19 protein-coding genes are annotated in these 19,031 nt (G+C 36.8%); all 19 read left to right on the plus strand.

Translation table 11 applies throughout. From position 1 onward, the window contains the following. The first annotated feature begins 1 nt into the window (after window position 1). The 19 genes from V6255_RS02210 to V6255_RS02300 all read left to right on the plus strand — a co-directional run bounded on the left by V6255_RS02210 (window position 2) and on the right by V6255_RS02300 (window position 19,020). The gene (locus V6255_RS02210; RefSeq protein ID WP_341626678.1) at window positions 2–580 is read left to right on the plus strand and encodes a hypothetical protein; all 579 of its coding nucleotides are present in this window, start codon (window positions 2–4) and stop codon (window positions 578–580) included. A 224-nt stretch (window positions 581–804) separates the two neighbouring features. Further along, window positions 805–1,131: a flagellar hook-basal body complex protein FliE gene (gene fliE / locus V6255_RS02215; protein WP_341626679.1), complete on the plus strand. Its 327-nt coding sequence runs from the start codon at window positions 805–807 to the stop codon at window positions 1,129–1,131. 40 nt (window positions 1,132–1,171) lie between these two features. Further along, window positions 1,172–2,881, plus strand: a complete 1,710-nt coding sequence (gene fliF / locus V6255_RS02220) for a flagellar basal-body MS-ring/collar protein FliF (protein ID WP_341626680.1) — start codon at window positions 1,172–1,174, stop codon at window positions 2,879–2,881. Further along, a complete protein-coding gene (gene fliG / locus V6255_RS02225) occupies window positions 2,874–3,923 on the plus strand; it encodes a flagellar motor switch protein FliG (RefSeq protein WP_341626681.1) in 1,050 nt (349 codons plus the stop codon). The genes fliF and fliG overlap by 8 nt, the downstream gene beginning before the upstream one ends. Window positions 3,924–3,990: 67 nt before the next feature. Continuing rightward, window positions 3,991–5,049 (plus strand): flagellar assembly protein FliH, encoded by a 1,059-nt coding sequence (gene fliH / locus V6255_RS02230; protein ID WP_341626682.1) that lies wholly within the window; start codon window positions 3,991–3,993, stop codon window positions 5,047–5,049. A gap of 1 nt (window position 5,050) precedes the next feature. Next, a complete protein-coding gene (gene fliI, locus V6255_RS02235; protein ID WP_341626683.1) occupies window positions 5,051–6,382 on the plus strand; it encodes a flagellar protein export ATPase FliI in 1,332 nt (443 codons plus the stop codon). A 12-nt stretch (window positions 6,383–6,394) separates the two neighbouring features. Then, a complete protein-coding gene (gene fliJ, locus V6255_RS02240; protein WP_160060423.1) occupies window positions 6,395–6,850 on the plus strand; it encodes a flagellar export protein FliJ in 456 nt (151 codons plus the stop codon). Window positions 6,851–7,049: 199 nt separating this feature from the next. Further along, window positions 7,050–8,675 (plus strand): flagellar hook-length control protein FliK, encoded by a 1,626-nt coding sequence (locus V6255_RS02245; RefSeq protein ID WP_341626684.1) that lies wholly within the window; start codon window positions 7,050–7,052, stop codon window positions 8,673–8,675. A 107-nt stretch (window positions 8,676–8,782) separates the two neighbouring features. After that, entirely contained in the window at window positions 8,783–9,307 is a 525-nt protein-coding gene (locus V6255_RS02250; RefSeq protein ID WP_341626685.1) for a flagellar basal body-associated FliL family protein, read from the plus strand. Window positions 9,308–9,323: 16 nt separating this feature from the next. Next, on the plus strand, window positions 9,324–10,346 hold the full coding sequence (gene fliM / locus V6255_RS02255) for a flagellar motor switch protein FliM (RefSeq protein ID WP_341626686.1): 1,023 nt from the start codon (window positions 9,324–9,326) through the stop codon (window positions 10,344–10,346). Window positions 10,347–10,425: 79 nt separating this feature from the next. Then, entirely contained in the window at window positions 10,426–10,818 is a 393-nt protein-coding gene (gene fliN, locus V6255_RS02260; protein WP_160060427.1) for a flagellar motor switch protein FliN, read from the plus strand. Then, window positions 10,815–11,249, plus strand: coding sequence for a flagellar biosynthetic protein FliO (gene fliO / locus V6255_RS02265; RefSeq protein WP_341626687.1), 435 nt, complete (start codon window positions 10,815–10,817; stop codon window positions 11,247–11,249). The genes fliN and fliO overlap by 4 nt, the downstream gene beginning before the upstream one ends. Further along, window positions 11,249–11,992 carry a flagellar type III secretion system pore protein FliP gene (gene fliP / locus V6255_RS02270; RefSeq protein ID WP_341626768.1) on the plus strand — a complete coding sequence of 248 codons (744 nt, stop codon included), beginning with the start codon at window positions 11,249–11,251 and terminating at the stop codon, window positions 11,990–11,992. The genes fliO and fliP overlap by 1 nt, the downstream gene beginning before the upstream one ends. An 8-nt stretch (window positions 11,993–12,000) precedes the next feature. Continuing rightward, the gene (fliQ, locus tag V6255_RS02275) at window positions 12,001–12,270 is read left to right on the plus strand and encodes a flagellar biosynthesis protein FliQ (RefSeq protein WP_341626688.1); all 270 of its coding nucleotides are present in this window, start codon (window positions 12,001–12,003) and stop codon (window positions 12,268–12,270) included. Next, window positions 12,270–13,061 (plus strand): flagellar biosynthetic protein FliR, encoded by a 792-nt coding sequence (gene fliR / locus V6255_RS02280; RefSeq protein WP_201287997.1) that lies wholly within the window; start codon window positions 12,270–12,272, stop codon window positions 13,059–13,061. Before fliQ ends, fliR begins: the two co-directional genes overlap by 1 nt. Window positions 13,062–13,102: 41 nt before the next feature. Then, a complete protein-coding gene (gene flhB / locus V6255_RS02285; RefSeq protein WP_341626689.1) occupies window positions 13,103–14,242 on the plus strand; it encodes a flagellar biosynthesis protein FlhB in 1,140 nt (379 codons plus the stop codon). Between the two features lie 277 nt (window positions 14,243–14,519). After that, on the plus strand, window positions 14,520–16,616 hold the full coding sequence (gene flhA / locus V6255_RS02290) for a flagellar biosynthesis protein FlhA (protein ID WP_341626769.1): 2,097 nt from the start codon (window positions 14,520–14,522) through the stop codon (window positions 16,614–16,616). A 12-nt stretch (window positions 16,617–16,628) separates the two neighbouring features. Further along, window positions 16,629–18,083 (plus strand): flagellar biosynthesis protein FlhF, encoded by a 1,455-nt coding sequence (gene flhF, locus V6255_RS02295; RefSeq protein WP_341626690.1) that lies wholly within the window; start codon window positions 16,629–16,631, stop codon window positions 18,081–18,083. 64 nt (window positions 18,084–18,147) lie between these two features. Continuing rightward, complete coding sequence (locus tag V6255_RS02300) at window positions 18,148–19,020, plus strand: MinD/ParA family protein (RefSeq protein WP_341626691.1); 873 nt, start codon at window positions 18,148–18,150, stop codon at window positions 19,018–19,020. Window positions 19,021–19,031 lie beyond the last annotated feature (11 nt).

Raw genomic sequence — 19,031 nt, forward strand, 5'->3', positions numbered from 1 at the left:
TATGTCTAAAAAGTTTCATTTATTAAGTCTTTCTACGATCGTATTGTTGAGTGCGTGTTCTAGCAGCGAACCAATGCAAGAAACAGTTGTTGGTGACATCCCAAGCTGGATACTAAACCCCCAAGTTGAAGATGGTATTGCAGTCTCTGAGTGTGTTTTATGGTCTGGTAATATGTCTATTGATAAGCAACAAGCTATTGCCAATGCCCGTACATCATTAGCGCAGCGTATCGAAATACGAGTTAATGGAATGGACAAAACGTATCGAGATAAAATAGAAGTGACTTCAGGGTCTGAATCTGGTTCCTCTTTTTCTAGTGTATCTAAGCAGGTTACGCAACAAACACTAATTGGTACAAGTCCACTTAAAACAGATATCGTTAAAATCGCAGACAAAAATAACTTATGTGTATTAGTTGGTGTTGGCCAAGAGTCGACTAAAGCTATTTTTGAAGGTTTAGTTAACGCTTCTGGACGCCCTATGAATTCAGGTCAAAAAGATTTTTTATATCAGGAATTCAAAGCACAACGTGCAGATCTTCAACTTGATAAAGAATTAGAAAAAGTTAACGCAAAATAAATATTCTTTATAACCACTGTATTTTTCAAAAGGCATTAACAGTTGTTAATGTCTTTTTTTAATTATTTTTCAGATAAAATACAAGGTACCACTTTAGAGGTATTGATGTATTTTTTGTAATAGACTCATTCAAGTCTGAAAAAAGTCAACTGGCATAGTTATTGCTATTTCTGGCATAGTTATTGCTATTTATTACTATCAGTGTCAAAAATAGGTTAAATACAATGAATATCAATGCTGCATCAATGTTTCAAGAGTTACAAACACAAAGCCTAGAAGCAAAAGGCTTAAATAATGAGTTAAGCACTAAAGCGACCAACCCTGCTCCTGCTGACTTTTCTGCTATGCTTAAGCAAGCAATTGATAATGTTAATGGCTTACAGCAAAGTTCGTCAACACTGCGTAATAGTTTTGAGATGGGAGATCAGAACGTTAGTTTATCAGACGTCATGATTGCTTCTAACAAATCAGGTTTAGCATTTGATGCGACAGTACAAGTTCGTAACAAAATGGTTGAAGCCTATAAAGAAGTAATGAGCATGCCAGTTTAATCCCCTATGACTTTAAACATAATCGCCAAAAGGAAGCTCTGTGTCTGATACAGAAAATAATGCAAACTTATTGTTAGATAATAATGATAGTGCCTCAACAGCACCACAAAAAGGAGCGATATCGACGTTTTTCTCTAATGTGGATGTGTTGAGACAAATCAGTATGATTATTGGCTTATTGATTGTGTTAGCTATCGTTGTCATTATCTGGTCTTGGGGTAAAGAAGCGGATTATCGCCCTTTAGGAACCTACCAAACAGATGAGCTTATTTCTACGTTAGATTTTTTAGACCAACAAAAAATCCCTTATAAGCTAGAAGGGAATAATATTTCGGTTATGTCAGATCAATATCAAAAAGTTAAATTGCTAATGACACGAGCCGGCTTGGTAAATGATAATACTGAAAATGGCGATGATATTTTATTACAAGACATGGGGTTTGGTGTAAGTCAACGCGTTGAAAAGGAAAGATTAAAACTAAGTCGTGAACGCCAATTAGCATTAGCAATCAAAGAAATGAAAAATGTCACTAATGCTCAAGTTTTATTAGCTATTCCAAAAGAAAGTGTATTTGCACGAAAAGAACGTCAAGCCAGTGCGACTGTTGTTGTTACTACAGCGCGATCGTATGCATTATCAGGTCAAGAAGTTGATTCTATCGTTGATTTAGTTGCTTCAGCGGTACAAGGGTTATCCCCAAATAGTGTAACAGTAACCGATCAACGTGGTCGTTTATTGCATTCAGGAAGTAGTACTGGAAACTCTGCGCAAACAAGTAAAGAATTTAGTATGCAACGTGAGCGTGAAGAAGAGTATAAATCAAAAATAGACGCTATTTTAATCCCTGTTTTAGGCATTGCAAATTATGCATCTGAAGTTGATTTAGCCATGGATTTTACTGTTGTTGAAGAAACGAAAAAGACCTTTAATCCTTCTAACCAAGCAATACGCAGTGAAATGCTAATTGAGGATACCTCATCATTATCATCGTCTTTTGGCTCTGTTCCAGGTGCATTATCTAACCAACCACCAGCTAATGGTGCCATTCCTGAAGAGTTGGAAGCTGCGCAAGAAAGTACGAATAATAACAATAATGGTAGCTCTCGTACTGAGTCAACACGAAACTATGAAGTGGATACGACTATTACGCATACAAAACATAAAGTTGGAAAGGTAGATCGCCTCGCTGTTTCTGTGGCGCTCGATTATATTAAATCAGTCAATGATGCTGGTGAAGTCGTTTATTCGCCAAGGAGTGTTGAAGAAGTAGAAAATATTAAACAATTATTGTTAGGTGGATTAGGTATTAATGTAGAGCGTGGCGATATTTTGGCACTGGCTTCTGTTAGCTTTAATCGCCCTGAAATGGAAGCTGTGGCTGAAGAAGCTTTTTGGGAGACGGAAACATTTCAAGGTTACGTAAGATTTGGCGGTAGCTTGTTTGTCATTATTTTGACTTTGTTATTAATTGTTCGTCCAATAATGAAAAAACTACTATATCCAGATGCGATTGAAAAAGCTGAAGATTATGAATTAGGTGGTGCAATTGGCTCAGTAGGAAATGATAATTTACAGTTATTGTCTGATGAAAATAACGAAAGTCTTGATTTCGGGATTAGTAATGGGCAAATACAATTACCTGATTTGCATAAAGATGAAGATTTATTAAAAGCCGTTAGAGCCTTAGTTGCAAATGAGCCAGGGTTGTCAGCACAAGTTATTAGAGAATGGTTGGTAGAAGATGAGTGATAACGATAAAAAGAAAGAGTCAACTGAGGTAGTTACCTTTGATGTTACTGAATTAAGTGGAGTAGAGAAATCTGCGTTATTAATGTTGAGTTTAACACCTGCAGATGCAGCCCAAATTTTTAGAAACTTAGAGCCTAAGCAAGTACAGAAATTAGGTATGAAAATGGCATCTTTGGAAGACTCATCACAAGCTAAGGTTAGTAGTGTCCATCGTGCTTTTATCGAGGACATTCAAAAATTCAGCAACATTGGTTTAGACAGTGAAAACTTTGTTCGTACTTCATTGATTGAGGCTTTAGGTGAAGATAAAGCGGGTAACTTAGTCGATCAAATTATTCTTGGTAGTGGCTCTAAAGGTCTAGATTCGTTGAAATGGATGGACGCTCGTCAAGTTGCCAGCATCATTCTTAATGAGCATCCACAGATTCAAACTATTGTTTTATCTTATTTAGATCCAGAGCAATCTGCTGAAATTTTAACGCAATTCCCAGAAAAAGTACGTTTAGACTTAATGATGCGTATTGCTGATTTAGAAGAAGTTCAACCTGCCGCGTTACAAGAACTAAATGAAATTATGGAAAAACAATTTGCTGGGCAAGCTGGCGCACAAGCTGCGAAAATGGGTGGTGCTAAAGCTGCTGCTAATATCATGAACTATTTAGATACGGCTATCGAAGGACCTTTAATGGACTCTATACGTGAGTCTGATGAAGATATGAGCCAACAAATACAAGATCTTATGTTTGTATTTGATAATCTTATTGATGTTGATGATCGAGGAATTCAAACATTATTACGAGAAGTGCCACCAGATCAATTGCAATTAGCATTGAAAGGGGCTGATGAGCTACTTAAAAATAAAGTATTGGCTAATATGTCTAAACGTGCTGCTGAAATGTTGGCCGATGATATTGAAGCAATGGGACCCATTAGAATTAGTGAAGTGGAAGGTGCACAAAAAGAGATCCTCACCATTGCTCGCCGGTTATCTGATGCGGGAGAGTTAATGTTAAGCGGCGGTGGTGGAGATGAATTTTTATAATCTAACGCTTTAATAAATATTGAATTACTATTTTTAAAGCATCACTTTAATGGCATAAGGTATATGAATGGCCGCTGATACAGATAAAGAATTTCAAGAATGGGTTTTACCTGATTTTGAAAACAATGACTCTCAAGATCAAGGTGAAATTGATTTATTTGGTCGGCCTGCTAGTTGGTACCACAAGCAACAACCAGAAAATATTGAATCAAATGAAGAAGCGCCAAAACCATTAACATTAGAAGATATAGAGTCAATTCGAGCATCTGCTTATGAAGATGGCTTTAATGAAGGTAAAGAATCTGGTTTTGTGAAAGGGATAGAAGACGGAAAGCTACAAGGCTTAAGTGAAGGCCATGAGCAAGGACTTGCTCAAGGTGTAGAACAAGGTTTAATGGAAGGTAAGGTAAAAGTAGAGGCGCAAACGTTACATTGGCAGCAGCTTGTTTCTAGATTACATAGCCCACTTGAAAAATTAGATGACAGTGTTGAGTTTCAATTAATTAAATTAGCGACAAATCTTGCTGAGCAAATAGCGAGATGTGAAGTGACTGTAAACCCTAAAATTATTCTACAAGCATTAAAACAAGGCGTTGAGGCATTACCTGTTAATGAACAGATCATTGTTATATCACTTAACCCAGACGATCTTATTTTTGTACAAAATGCTTTTTCTGAAGAAGAATGTAAAAAAAGAGGTTGGGACTTACGTACCGAGCCTACTTTGTTGCGTGGTGATTGTCAGATAAATACACAAGCTTCTAGTATCGATTACACCTTCTCAATGCGAATTGAACAAGTATTAAAAAACTTCCTTAAAGAAAATTATCAAAATACGCCTGAAGTTAGTAATGATGGTGATATCAATAATGATCAACCACTTGATTATGAAATGAAAACAGACGATGAGTTACAAGCGGTACTGGAAGCTGAAAAAGCTGCAAGTGATGAAAATATAGCGAATAAAACAGAACCTTCTGAATCTGATTTGACTAAGGCTGAAAATAGGCTAAATAACGGTGAAGCAGACTCCTTAGAGTCAATACCTTCTGAGTTAAATCAATCAGAAGAAACACCGGATATTGATACAGGGCTTATTGCCGATACTGATACAGTGAAACGTTAACATGAACAACTTATCGCAACGTATTGCTCAATATCAAGTTGGAGAATCCATTACCCATCCCGTTGTCGCTGGTAAGTTGGTGCGTGTAGTTGGTCTTACTTTAGAAGCGGTTGGTTGTAGCGCTGCGGTGGGCAGCATGTGTAAAGTAGAAACTAACGATGGCTATATTGATGCTGAAGTCGTTGGCTTTTCAAATGATCGGTTATTTCTAATGCCTAGTGAACGTCTAACTGGAGTATTACCTGGTGCTAAAGTCATACCTCAAACAACAGAGATAGGTATTCCAGTGGGTATGGAGTTATTAGGGCGTGTTTTAGATGGTATGGGTAACCCTATTGATGGCAAAGGAGAAATTAAAACTAACTCCATGAGTGGTTACAGTAATACACGTATTAATCCGCTTTCACGTAAAGCCATTAAACAACCACTTGATACTGGAATTAAAGCAATTAATGCCTTACTCACTGTAGGTCAAGGACAGCGTATGGGCTTATTTGCTGGTTCTGGTGTGGGTAAAAGTGTCTTGCTAGGTATGATGACTCGCGGTACTAATGCCGATGTGGTTGTGGTTGGTTTAATTGGTGAGCGTGGGCGAGAAGTAAAAGAATTCATTGAAGAAATTTTAGGTGAAGAAGGTCGTGCTCGTGCCGTTGTGATTGCTGCGCCTGCTGATGCTTCACCATTAATGCGCTTAAAGGGATGTGAAACCTCACTCACGATCGCTGAATATTTCCGAGATCAAGGCATGAATGTGTTATTGCTAATGGACTCGTTAACGCGTTTTGCTCAAGCGCAACGTGAAATTGCATTAGCGATTGGTGAGCCCCCGGCAACCAAAGGATACCCACCATCAGTGTTTGCTAAATTGCCTGCTTTAGTAGAACGCGCAGGTAATGGCAATGATAATCAAGGATCAATAAGTGCTTTTTTTACTGTATTAACTGAAGGAGACGATCTTCAGGACCCTATTGCTGACGCATCGCGAGCTATTTTAGATGGACATATCGTATTATCTCGACCGTTAGCTGACTCTGGTCATTTCCCCGCTATTGATGTTAGTAAATCAATTAGTCGAGTTATGCCAATGGTCACTTCTGATGAACACCAAACATTAGCACGTGTACTGAAACAGGCATATTCTTTATATGAAGAAAACAAAGAGCTAATAACGATCGGTGCTTATTCACGTGGCAGTGATCCTCGTATCGACAAAGCAATTCTTATTAAGCCTAGGTTGGATCACTTCTTGCAACAAGGAATGAAAGACAGTATTAGTTACAACGATTGTTTGACACAGCTTGCTGTATTAACGCAGGAGTTTGTAAATAGTTAAAGGAGTTAAGCCATGGCCGTTAATGCATTACAGCTTGTTTATGAGCAAAGAGAAAAACAGGTTGAACAAGCTTTGCATACTTATCAGCAGGCTCAAAAAGAATTGTTCGATCAGCGTAATCAATTACAAAACTTACATCAATATCGCCGTCAATATATTGCCCAATTAAGTGAAAAAGGGTCCCAAGGATTAACTATTTCTACATTAAGTAAATACCAACAATTTATTGTACAAATAGATCAAGGCTTATCCAATCAACAATCTGCTTTAGTTAAATTTGAGTATGCTGTACGTAATACCAAACGTAAATGGACAGATAGCCAAATAGCTCATAAAGCGATGGGGTTATTATTAGAAAAAAAGGCAAACGAAAAAATTAAATTAGCAGATAGAAAAGAACAACAATTATTAGATGAATTTTCCACTTTCCAGTTTTTTAGAAAAAAGCAAACAGAACAAAATTTTTAATTAATTTTTTGGACTATAAATTGCTTATTTAAAGTGATTCATTGAGTTTTATAAAAGCGGCAATAACTTACATCTCAAATGTAGTTATACATTAAGCCTTATCAGTTACTCAATAATAGGCTTATGAGCATTTTGCTTACTTAATCTTGTTACGTAATCAATATGATTAAGTAAACATAAAAATGAGAGAGAATATTTTATGGTTCAGTCCTTGTTACTAAATAATTCAACAAGCTTGAAAAATAGTGAATTGAAAACACACAAAGATAACGTCATTGTGAAGAAAAGTGAAGGTGAGACAAAGCCAAATGAACTTACGGATAAACAACAGAACTTTTCTGAAGTATTAAAAGAAAGTATTGAAAAAGAAAGTAAGGCTAATATTTCAGCGCTAGAAGAAGCATCAATTAAAGAAACCAAAAGTCTTATAATGGGCACTGAAGAAAGTATTGCCAGTGAAAATATTGAAAATGAACTTAATGATCTTTTACTTTTAGATGAACCTGTAGAGGAAGCACAGAGTGATAACTCACAGGGATTATTAAGTGAAAACGAGCAAAAATTATCGAAGGAAAGCTTACAACTGCCATTAATTGAGCAAGTAGTATATTCGGACAATAATATTAGTTCAGATATAGAAGCTCAACAGCTCGCTCCTGAGCAGGAAATAAATGAGATTGATAATACAATCACTAGTGAAGATTATTTGTTAGAAACAGCAAGTTCTGACTTTGAAAGTAGTGATATTAATATCCAAGAAATCCAAGGTTCAAGCTTACAACAAGAGCAATTATTATCAAGTATTCAAGCAGCACAACAAATTAATACGAATGTAAAAAATACCAGTGATAACGCAGAAGAGAATGACGCTATAAACGCTAAAGCTACAGTAACGCAACAATTTGTTAAGAGTAATGAAACAAATAAAGTTAACTCGTTGGCTTTAGCAGACAAAGCTGATCAAGTATTAACAAATAAAGCTAACCAAAATAATTCAATTGAAAAGAATAACATTTTAGAAAACGATAATGCGAACAATAATTTGGCTTTAGCAGACAAAGCTGAACAAATATTAACAGATAAAGCTAACCAAAATAATTCAATTGAAAAGAATAATATTTTAGAAAACGATAATACGAACAATAATACTGACGACCTTAAGTTGTTAACTGCAGATGAAAACGACAATAACGTGATACAAATGTTGAAGTCTGAAAAAAGTGAAGGATTACCTAACACCTTAAAAGTCGATACTTCTATTACTCAAGCTGTAGTTGATGTTAATGGTGCAAAACCGATTCAAACGAACTTTATGCAAACAGATAAATTAGTCGCTGTAAATCAACAAGCACAAGCAAATAATAATTTATTAGACCAACCTTTAGATATCCAATCGAAACAGGCTGCATCAGCAATGGGTGAACGAGTCATGATGATGATTTCACAGGGTAAGCAAGAGGTTCAAATTCGCTTAGACCCGGCTGAATTAGGCTCTATGTTTGTTAAAGTACAAATTCAACAAGATCAAGTACAACTTAATATTCAAACTCAAGCGGCAATGAGTAAAGATATTATTGAACAAAATATGCCTCGTTTACGTGAACAACTAGCTCAACAGGGGATTCAACTTGGCGAAGCAAATGTAGAGCAACAACCTCAGCAATCTCAACAACATCAACAACATCAACAAAATAGTAACGGTAAAATAAATACTATGTCAGGGCTAGGCCCTAATAATTTAGAGACCGTTGAAGACAATCAAACTGCAATGTGGATGCCTTCACAAATAGCTTCTAAAGATCAAGGAATTGATTATTATGCGTAAATTTTTAATAGTTACTGGCTAACGGCAAAATAACAATTAAAATCAGTGTATTATTCAAATAAATACGCCGCGAGTTAATCATAAGGTAATGAAGGAGGTAAATTTAAATGCCTGAAGAAAATGAATCATTAGACGGAACCAACCCCAAACCAGCGGGTAAAAAGAAGTTGATTATTATAATTGTGGCTGCAGTACTTATTCTTTCCATTATTGGTGCCGCTGTTTTCTTTATTTTTTTTAGTGGTGACGATGCAAGTGCAGATGAAAATGCGATGCAAACAAATGAAGAGATTGTGGCAGATGCTCCGGCTATGTCAGCGAACTACGTTCCTATGCCAAGACCTTTAGTTTTTAATGTGTTAGAAGGTAATCGTGATAGAACTGCTCAAATTAAAGTGCAGTTAATGGTCATTGATAAAAGTAGTGAAGCCTTAGTCCGAAAACATATTCCTTTATTAGAAAGTACGCTCGTTAGCATTTTTGGAGAGGCTTCTGCCGAACAATTACGTAGTCCACAGGGTAAAAATGAATTACGAGAAACGGCACTTGAAGCACTTAATAAAGCAACAACTATGGTTGAAAATCGTGCACTTATCCATACGGTATTATTCACCGGTTTTGTATTACAGTAATCGATAAGGGTTAAGCATGGATTTATTATCTCAAGATGAAATTGACGCGCTATTGCATGGTGTTGATGACGTTGATGAGGAGATGATTGAAAATAATGAAATGAGTTCGGGCGATTCTCATGCGCATTTCGATTTTTCATCACAAGACCGTATTGTACGTGGACGTATGCCAACTTTAGAGTTGGTGAATGAACGTTTCGCTCGTCATTTACGGATTAGTTTATTTAATATGTTACGTCATACTGCTGAGGTTTCGATCAATGGCGTTCAAATGCTTAAATTTGGAGAGTACGTCCATACTTTGTTTGTTCCCACTAGTCTTAACATGGTACGTTTCCGCCCATTAAAAGGCACTGCGCTGATTACCATGGAAGCACGCTTAGTTTTTATTCTTGTTGAGAATTTCTTTGGTGGGGATGGCCGCTATCACTCTAAAATCGAAGGTAGAGAATTCACGCCTACAGAGCGACGTATTATTCAAATGTTATTAAAAATAGTCTTTGAAGATTACCATAATGCTTGGGCTCCAGTAATGGATGCTGAATTTGAGTATTTAGATTCTGAAGTAAATCCTGCAATGGCTAACATTGTCAGTCCAACAGAAGTTATTGTAGTTAATTCTTTTCATATTGAACTTGATGGTGGTGGTGGCGATTTCCATATCGCAATGCCGTATTCAATGCTAGAACCTATTCGAGAGTTATTAGATGCGGGTGTTCAAAGCGATAAAGAAGATACAGATCAACGTTGGTCTCAAGCGCTTGAAGACGAAATTATGGATGTAGAAGTTGAAATTGAAGCTCGCTTAGTTGAAAAACAAATGAAGCTACGAGATATGATGGACTTTAAAGCGGGCGATATCATCCCTATTGATCTACCTGATAGTTTATTAGTTTCAGTAGAGGGCTTACCTTCGTTTAGAGCAACACTAGGTAAAACCAGTGATAACTATGCATTAAAAATAACTGAAAAAATTAAACGCCCTGAAATGCAAAAAACACAAATTCATTTAGAAGATTTAAAAGAAACAACCAAGTAGTTGCTATTATTAAATGACTAGTTATTCAAATGACTCGTTATCTAAATTATTAGTTATCCAAATAGATAGGAATTAAAGTATGAGCACAGAACAAGATATGGCGGATGATTGGGCCGCAGCATTAGAAGAATCAGGAGATGCAGATTCAAGTGCTAAAACAATTGATCTTGATGAATTAAAAGATACTGCAAAACCAATGAGTGAAGAAGAGTTATCTCGCTTAGACAGCATCTTAGATATCCCCGTTACCATTTCTATGGAAGTGGGGCGTAGTAAAATTAATATTCGTAACTTATTGCAGCTTAACCAAGGCTCTGTTGTTGAATTAGAGCGAATTGCTGGCGAGCCTTTAGATGTATTAGTTAATGGCACGTTGATTGCTCACGGTGAAGTCGTGGTTGTAAATGATAAATTTGGTATTCGTTTAACTGATGTTATTAGTCAAACTGAACGTATTAAAAAATTAAAATGAGTCAAATAATAGCTAAGTTAATGAAGCTGCTGTTTATCAGCACACTAAGCCTACCTGTGATGGCGCTAGAAGAAACAAGCAAACGGCCTGAGCTAGAAATTGGTACCATGCTTGGCTCTTTAATATTGGTACTTGCTTGTATTTTCTTATTTGCATTTTTAATGAAAAAAAGTAATTTATTGCGTCATGCTGGTCATAAAAATCCAATAAAGATCATTGCAACGCAGCCACTAACCAATAAAAGTAGAGTTCAAATTATTGAAGTGCATGGTAAACAGTATTTATTAGGTGTAAGTGAGCAGTCGGTTAATTTACTCGATCGATTAGAAACGCCTATCATCGATAACGAATCTGCCATGGAAGTTCAAAGTGCACCTTCATTCACAGCTGCTTTTGCTAGTGTATTATCGAAAGCAGGGAAGAAAAAATGATGAATAAACTGCTCCTTTTATTATGTACAGGCTTATTCCTTTTTGCCTCTAATGCGATTGCAGAACCTAGCGCTTTATCAGCAGTTACTGTTACAACCAATGCTTCTGGTGATCAAGAATACAGTGTGACGCTACAAGTACTTGCGTTTATGACTGCGCTGAGTTTCTTGCCTGCGATGTTGATTTTAATGACTTCTTTCACACGTATTGTGATTGTTATGTCAATTTTACGACAAGCACTTGGCCTACAAAGTTCTCCTTCAAATCAAGTGATTAATGGTATCGCTTTATTTCTTACTTTTTTTATTATGGCCCCCGTATTTGACCGTGTTAATGAAACGGCATTACAGCCGTATTTGAATGAAGAGATGACCATCGTTCAAGCACTTGAGCAGGGCAAAAAGCCGATGATGAAATTTATGTTGTCGCAAACACGTTTAAAAGACTTAGAAACCTTCATGGAAATTGCTGATATCCAAGTGGATACGCCTGAAGAAGTGCCTATTACTGTGTTAATACCTGCTTTTGTAACGAGTGAATTAAAAACTGCTTTTCAAATTGGTTTCATGCTATTTATCCCTTTCCTTATTATTGATTTAGTTGTCGCAAGTATTTTAATGGCGATGGGTATGATGATGTTATCGCCAATGATTATTTCATTACCTTTTAAACTCATGTTATTTGTATTAGTCGATGGCTGGAACTTAGTAATGGGCAGTTTAGCTAATAGTTTCGGGTTATAAGGGGACTTATGGAACCGGAAGTTTTTGTAAATATTTTTAGACAAGCTTTATGGCTAGTGATGATTCTAGTCTCAGCGGTTATTATTCCTAGTTTATTAATTGGACTAGTCGTCGCTGTATTTCAAGCGGCAACTTCTATTAATGAACAAACATTGAGCTTTTTACCGCGTTTAATCATGACTTTATTTGCATTAGCTTTCGGAGCCCATTGGGGATTTGGTAAGTTAATGGAATTTTTTATAGCCATGATTAGTCAAATCCCACAAGTGGTGGGGTGATGTTTTTTTCGGCTGATCTTATATTAGATTTTATTGCCAGTTATTTATGGGCATTCAGTCGTATTGCGGCGATGTTAATGGTTATGGTCGCGGTTGGTTCCAATACAGTACCTACTCGCATCCGTTTATTTTATGCGTTAAGTGTCACCCTTCTTGCTTTACCTTCGTTACCGCCAGCCCCTGATAATATAGAGCTGTTTTCACTCGGAAGCTTCATCGTAGTGATGCAGCAAATATTGATTGGTGTCGCGATTGGTACTATTTCAGTTTTTGTGGTGCAAACATTTGTAATCGCAGGTCAAATCATTGCAATGCAAACCAGTTTAGGCTTTGCTTCTATGGCAGATCCTATGAGTGGTCAAACATCACCTGTTGTAGGTCAATTCTATGTATTGTTAGTGACTTTATTGTTTTTAGGTGTAGATGGGCATTTATTAATGATAGAAATGATTATTAATAGCTTTGAAACGTTACCGATTTCTGAAAGTGGTTTACTTGCTTTAGATTATTATAAAGTGGCTGGTTGGTTTTCAATTATGTTTCATGCTGCTCTGGCATTTTCTATCGCTTCAATGGTCGCTATGTTATTGGTTAATTTATCTTTTGGAATCATGACCAAAGCAGCTCCTCAGTTGAATATTTTCAGCTTAGGTTTTTCAATTAGCATGGTATTTGGTTTATTTGTTCTATGGATTACGTTATTAAATGTGCCATTCCATTTTGAAAACCAGTGGATTAAAGGAATTACTACTATGTGTGAAGTACTCAACAACCCTTGTGTAAAACCATAATAGCGATGATTTCTGCTAACGCGACATTAAAAGGTTAATCGATGGCTGAAAATGAAAACGGTAGTGAAAAGACTGAGGAAGCCACACCCGACAAGCTACGTAAATCTAAAGATAAGGGGCAGGTTGCAAGATCTAAAGAATTAGCAACCGCTTCAGTTTTAATTGCAGCTGCACTTTCTATTTTTATATTTGGTGATAGGTTAGCTTACGAATTATCTATCATGATGAAACGTGCCTTTACATTTGAGCGTGCTGATATATTTTCCCCTGAACAGATGTGGCACGCCTTAGTGGATGGCTTTAGTGGATTAGGCATGCCAATGTTCTTCATTCTATTGATGTTGTTTATTATTTCAATACTAGGGAGTTCATTATTAGGAGGCATGATTTTTAGTACTAAAGCAATGATGCCTAAGTTCAGTCGCATGAGCCCTAAAGCCGGTTTTAAGCGAATGTTTGGGATGCAAGCCTGGGTTGAGTTATTAAAGTCTATTTTAAAAGTTGCAGTTGTTATTTGTGGTGCTTGGGCCATTTTAGCGGCGACTTTTGAACACATATTACATTTATCTGTTAGTCAATTGCCAGGGAGTGCATTTGAGGCATTAGATATGTTGAGATGGATGTTTCTTTTATTGTGTTTATCATTATTAATTATTGTGGCCGTGGATGTGCCTTACCAGATCTATAAGCATAGTGATGAATTGAAAATGACAAAACAAGAAGTTAAAGATGAATATCGTAACTCTGAAGGGAAACCCGAAGTTAAGCAGCGTATCCGTCAATTACAATATGAGATGTCACAACGAACTATGATGCAGGATGTTCCAGATGCTGATGTTATCGTGACAAATCCAACTCATTATTCGGTTGCATTAAAATATGATAAAGAAGGCGATAGGCCTCCATATGTTGTTGCTAAAGGTGTCGATTTTATGGCGCTTAAAATTCGTGAAGTTGGCCGTGAGAATGAAATCCCTGTGATGCAGTCACCACAACTGTGCCGTGCGGTTTATCACACTACTGAAATAGGCGAAGATGTTCCTGAAGAACTATTTATCGCAATTGCAAAAATATTAGCTTACATCTATCAATTAGAACAATTTAGGAAAGGTAAGTCAGGGCGGCCTAAAGCCTTACCAACAGAAATACCTGTCCCTGAAGGGTTTATTTATCCTAACTAAGGTATTTTCATTTACTGTGTAGTATTGTTGATGTTTAAACACTAAAATATAAGTAGAAAATTCAACTAATATGTTTGATTAATAAGGATTAATTGAATAAGTATCAAAAGTATTAACGGATAATTTTATTTTTTACTATTATTTAGCTTTTATTACTTTGTGGTTAGTAATTGATTGCAATTATCTTTATATTAATAAGTTAAACTAATTAGATATGGATTAGAAAAATATAATTATCGCTAAATAAACGTTATCACATTCATTTTTAGGTGACTCTATCAACAGTATTTTAACATCGCTATGGTCTAAACGCTCCGTTGTACTCGGTGGTTTAGGCACCCCAATTATAGTGTTAGCTGCATTAGGTATGGTTATTTTACCTATGCCGACCCTGCTACTGGATATTTTATTCACATTTAATATTGCACTTGCATTAGTTGTGTTACTTGTCTCTATTTATACTAAGCGTCCATTAGACTTTGCCGCTTTCCCTACCGTTCTTTTAATTGCTACATTATTACGTCTTGCTTTAAACGTAGCATCAACTCGAGTGGTTCTATTGGAAGGCCATGAGGGCGGTGATGCTGCTGGTAACGTTATCGAAGCATTTGGTTCGGTGGTGATTGGTGGTAACTTAGCTGTTGGTTTAATTGTATTTATCATCTTAATGATTATTAACTTTGTAGTTATCACAAAAGGTGCTGGACGTATTTCAGAAGTGAGTGCGCGTTTTACCTTAGATGCAATGCCAGGTAAACAAATGGCGATTGATGCCGATTTGAATGCAGGCTTAATTAATCAAGAAGAAGCCCGCTTACGTCGACAAGAAGTGACCATGGAAGCCGATTTTTACGGGTCAATGGATGGTGCGAGTAAATTTGTTAAAGGTGATGCGATTGCTGGAATCATGATCCTATTCATTAATATCATCGGTGGTTTTGTTATTGGTATGGTGCAATACGATTTACCTTTTTCACAGGCTGCTGAAATTTATACCTTATTAACGATTGGTGATGGTTTAGTTGCACAAATTCCTTCGTTATTATTATCTATTGCTGCTGCAATCACTGTGACGCGTGAAAATACCTCAGCAGATATGGGTAGTCGCATGCTTGGACAAATGTTCTATGACCCTAAAGCATTAATGATCACCGCAGGTATTTTATTAGTCATGGGGATTGTTCCTGGCATGCCACATCTTGCCTTTTTAACGTTAGGTGGAATCGCTGCTGGTGGTGCTTATTGGCAGTTATATCGTTTAAAAAACAAAGAAGAAACGGCATTAGCGATTAAAGAAAATGGCGGTATTACAAATGAAGGTCCTGCTGAAGTCAAAGAATTAGGTTGGGACGATGTTCGTAGTGTTGACACTATTGGATTAGAAGTGGGATATCGATTAATTCCGCTAGTGGATAAAGCGCAGGGGGGGCAATTATTAGATCGCATTAAAGGGGTGCGTAAAAAGCTCTCTCAACAAATGGGTTTTTTAATTCCGCCTGTTCATATTCGTGACAATTTAGATCTGGCACCGAATAATTATTCTATCTCTTTGATGGGGGTTACCTGTGGTCATGCTGATATCTATCATGATAAAGACATGGCTATCAATCCAGGACAAGTTTTTGGTCCTATTGATGGTGTTACGGGTATCGATCCTGCGTTTGGGCTAGAAGCGGTATGGATCGAAGAAGCTCAACGAGAGCAAGCACAAGCATTAGGTTACACCGTTGTTGATACAGCAACAGTGGTTGCAACACATCTCAGCCAAATACTAAGTAATCATGCTGCGCAGTTATTAGGGCATGAAGAAGCTCAAAATCTATTAGATATGTTGGCTAAAAAACATCCAAAGCTGGTCGAAGGTTTAATTCCCGAAATCTTGTCGCTGAGTACCGTAGTGAAAGTACTGCAAAGCTTATTAAATGAAAATGTTGCTATTAGAGATATTCGTTCAATTGTACAAACACTAGTCGATTACGGTCCGCGTAGTCAAGATGCCGAAGTTTTGACGGCAGCATGCCGAATTTCATTAAAACGTATGATCGTTCAAGAAATTATTGGTAATGAGCCTGAGATACCTGTTATTACGCTATCTTCAGAGTTGGAGCAGATATTGCATAAGTCTATACAGGCTGGTGGAGCAGACGGTGCAGGTATCGAACCTGGACTAGCTGAGCGAATTCAGAACTCATTGATCGAAGCATCACAACAACAAGAGTTGTTAGGTCAGCCAGCAGTCTTATTAACATCAGGTGTATTACGCGGTACCTTAGCTCGATTTGTTAAAAATACAATACCGAGTTTACACATACTGTCTTATCAAGAAATACCAGATGATAAACAGATTAAAATAATTAGCTCAATAGGGCAATAACGGTTGTAATGAATGAAAATTAAGCGATTTTTTGCAAAAGACATGCGTACAGCAATGGTTGAAGTTAAAGAGGTGTTAGGCCCAGATGCTGTGATCATGTCTAATAAAAAAGTAGTGGGTGGCATTGAGATTGTTGCGGCAGTTGATTATCAATCAAAACCAACGACTGAACCAAAATCAGATAAATCAGATGCACTGTCTCAGCTTAAGGAAGACAGTGTGCAGTTGTCTTCAAAAAGTACTGAAAAAACACCAAAAATAAAATTGCCCAATAGTATTCGCAGTAATCGTAAAGAAAGTGGTGAAGATTTCGCTAAATCATTGAATTCATTTTTTGGTAAAGTTAATGCCCACCAAAATAAAAAACCTGTTTTAAAAAAACGTGAAGAGTTGCCTGCTTTTTCATTTCAAGAGCAAGCTGAAAAGGGGCCAAAACCTTTTGCATCTTCACAACCAGCGACATTAGCTGAGCAGCAAAGTTGGAATAATGGTCCAGATCGTCGTACTTCAACATTAAAAAGTGCTTCACAAGCAAATCGTAGTAGTGAAAATAAAGATATTGCTAAAATCAGTGAGGAAGTTGCCTCTTTACGTAAGTTATTAGAACATCAAGTTTCAGGCTTAATGTGGCAAGAAATGGAGCGTAAAGAACCCGTTCGAGCAATGATTATTAAATGGTTAAACAGTGCTGGATTTTCAGATGAAATTGCCGATAACTTAGCAAGTTATGTTCCTGAAGATGCTTCATCAAGCGAGGTGCAGCAATACATACAAGCTTTATTGCAAGATAAAATATCCATTGGTAATAATGAAATCCTGCTAAAAGGTGGAGCAATAGCATTATTAGGACCAACCGGAGTAGGCAAAACAACCACAATTGCTAAATTGGCTGCACAATTTGCTATTAAATATGGCCCCGAGCAAGTTGCTTTAATTACTACTGATACTTACCGTATAGGCGCGCATGAGCAATTAGCAACTTATGGAAAAATAATGGGTTGTGCTGTACGAGTTGCTAAGGATGCTGACGAATTATCACAAATCCTATATCAGTTCAGAGAAAAGCGATTAGTCTTAATTGATACCGCTGGTATGGGACAACGAGATGTTCGTCTGTCTGAGCAGTTAGAGACATTAATGAGTAGTAGTGGAGTCAATATTAGAAGTTATTTAGTAGTTCCTTCTACTGCGCAGCGTAGGGTGGTTGAAGAAGCATTACAGCATTTTAAACGTATTCGGTTATCGGGTTGTATTTTAACTAAAATTGATGAAAGTATCGGTTTAGGCGAAGTATTAAGTGTCACCATGAAACATGCATTACCGATTAGTTATATTACGACAGGGCAACGTGTACCTGAAGATATTGAAATTGCTAAAGTAGAAAACTTAATCAGTAGTACTTTAGCAATGATGGATAGCCAAGAACAAGAAGATAAACATCAATGGTATAGCAGTACTGACGATTAATATCGATGTTATAGTATACATACTATAGTAGTAGTTTAATTAATTCAAAAAATGAGTAAGTAAGATGATGGCAGATCAAGCAAGTGGTTTAAGAAAAATGACCAATCACCAAGTTAAAGTGATTGCAGTCACTGGCGGTAAAGGCGGTGTTGGTAAAACTAATGTTACCCTTAATATGGCTGTCTCACTTGCTAAAATGGGTAAACGAGTGATGGTGCTTGATGCTGATTTAGGGCTTGCTAATGTAGATGTGTTATTAGGCATTCGTGTTATTAAAAATTTATCACATGTTTTATCTGGTGAATGTACTTTGGATGAGGTTATCGTTCATGGCCCAGAGGGCGTTATGATCATTCCTGCAACATCAGGTACTCAATCAATGGTTGAATTAACCGATGTTGAACATGCAGGTTTAATTCAAGCTTTTAGCTCATTACAAACACCCATTGATATTTTATTAATTGATACCGCTGCTGGTATTTCAAATATGGTAGTCAGCTTCGCTCAAGCGGCACAGGATGTATTAATGGTGGTGTGTGATGAGCCTACATCAATTACTGATGCTTATGCTTTAATCAAAATACTTAGTAAACAAAATGGCGTTTATCGCTTTAAAATCGTCGCTAATATGGTGCGTAGTTTACGTGAAGGGCAAGATCTATTTACAAAGTTAACACGTGTAACGGATCGTTTTTTAGACGTTTCTTTAGAGCTTGTCGCCTGTATTCCTTTTGATGGTAATGTTCGCCAAGCAGTGAGAAAACAAAAAACAGTAGTGGATGCGTTCCCAAAAACACCTGCTTCACTTGCCTTTAAAGCATTAGCTAACCGTGCTTGTGATTGGCCTATTCCACATCAACCTGGTGGCCATCTAGAGTTCTTTATTGAAAAGCTATTACTCAATGATAATGACGAAAATATTAAAGAGCTTTTATAAGTGTTGATAAA

The sequence above is a fragment of the Psychromonas arctica genome (assembly GCF_038155225.1).
Lineage (GTDB): Bacteria > Pseudomonadota > Gammaproteobacteria > Enterobacterales > Psychromonadaceae > Psychromonas > Psychromonas arctica_B.

What these genes read in the sequence shown, in the direction of transcription:
- fliE (WP_341626679.1), top strand. Translation starts at nt 805, where the DNA reads ATGAATATCAATGCTGCATCAATGTTTCAAGAGTTACAAACACAAAGC.
- fliM (WP_341626686.1), top strand. Translation starts at nt 9,324, where the DNA reads ATGGATTTATTATCTCAAGATGAAATTGACGCGCTATTGCATGGTGTT.
- flhF (WP_341626690.1), top strand. Translation starts at nt 16,629, where the DNA reads ATGAAAATTAAGCGATTTTTTGCAAAAGACATGCGTACAGCAATGGTT.
- fliQ (WP_341626688.1), top strand. Translation starts at nt 12,001, where the DNA reads ATGGAACCGGAAGTTTTTGTAAATATTTTTAGACAAGCTTTATGGCTA.
- fliN (WP_160060427.1), top strand. Translation starts at nt 10,426, where the DNA reads ATGAGCACAGAACAAGATATGGCGGATGATTGGGCCGCAGCATTAGAA.
- V6255_RS02250 (WP_341626685.1), top strand. Translation starts at nt 8,783, where the DNA reads ATGCCTGAAGAAAATGAATCATTAGACGGAACCAACCCCAAACCAGCG.
- fliH (WP_341626682.1), top strand. Translation starts at nt 3,991, where the DNA reads ATGGCCGCTGATACAGATAAAGAATTTCAAGAATGGGTTTTACCTGAT.
- fliP (WP_341626768.1), top strand. Translation starts at nt 11,249, where the DNA reads ATGAATAAACTGCTCCTTTTATTATGTACAGGCTTATTCCTTTTTGCC.
- V6255_RS02245 (WP_341626684.1), top strand. Translation starts at nt 7,050, where the DNA reads ATGGTTCAGTCCTTGTTACTAAATAATTCAACAAGCTTGAAAAATAGT.
- fliR (WP_201287997.1), top strand. Translation starts at nt 12,270, where the DNA reads ATGTTTTTTTCGGCTGATCTTATATTAGATTTTATTGCCAGTTATTTA.
- fliO (WP_341626687.1), top strand. Translation starts at nt 10,815, where the DNA reads ATGAGTCAAATAATAGCTAAGTTAATGAAGCTGCTGTTTATCAGCACA.
- V6255_RS02300 (WP_341626691.1), top strand. Translation starts at nt 18,148, where the DNA reads ATGATGGCAGATCAAGCAAGTGGTTTAAGAAAAATGACCAATCACCAA.
- V6255_RS02210 (WP_341626678.1), top strand. Translation starts at nt 2, where the DNA reads ATGTCTAAAAAGTTTCATTTATTAAGTCTTTCTACGATCGTATTGTTG.
- fliJ (WP_160060423.1), top strand. Translation starts at nt 6,395, where the DNA reads ATGGCCGTTAATGCATTACAGCTTGTTTATGAGCAAAGAGAAAAACAG.
- fliI (WP_341626683.1), top strand. Translation starts at nt 5,051, where the DNA reads ATGAACAACTTATCGCAACGTATTGCTCAATATCAAGTTGGAGAATCC.
- fliG (WP_341626681.1), top strand. Translation starts at nt 2,874, where the DNA reads ATGAGTGATAACGATAAAAAGAAAGAGTCAACTGAGGTAGTTACCTTT.
- flhB (WP_341626689.1), top strand. Translation starts at nt 13,103, where the DNA reads ATGGCTGAAAATGAAAACGGTAGTGAAAAGACTGAGGAAGCCACACCC.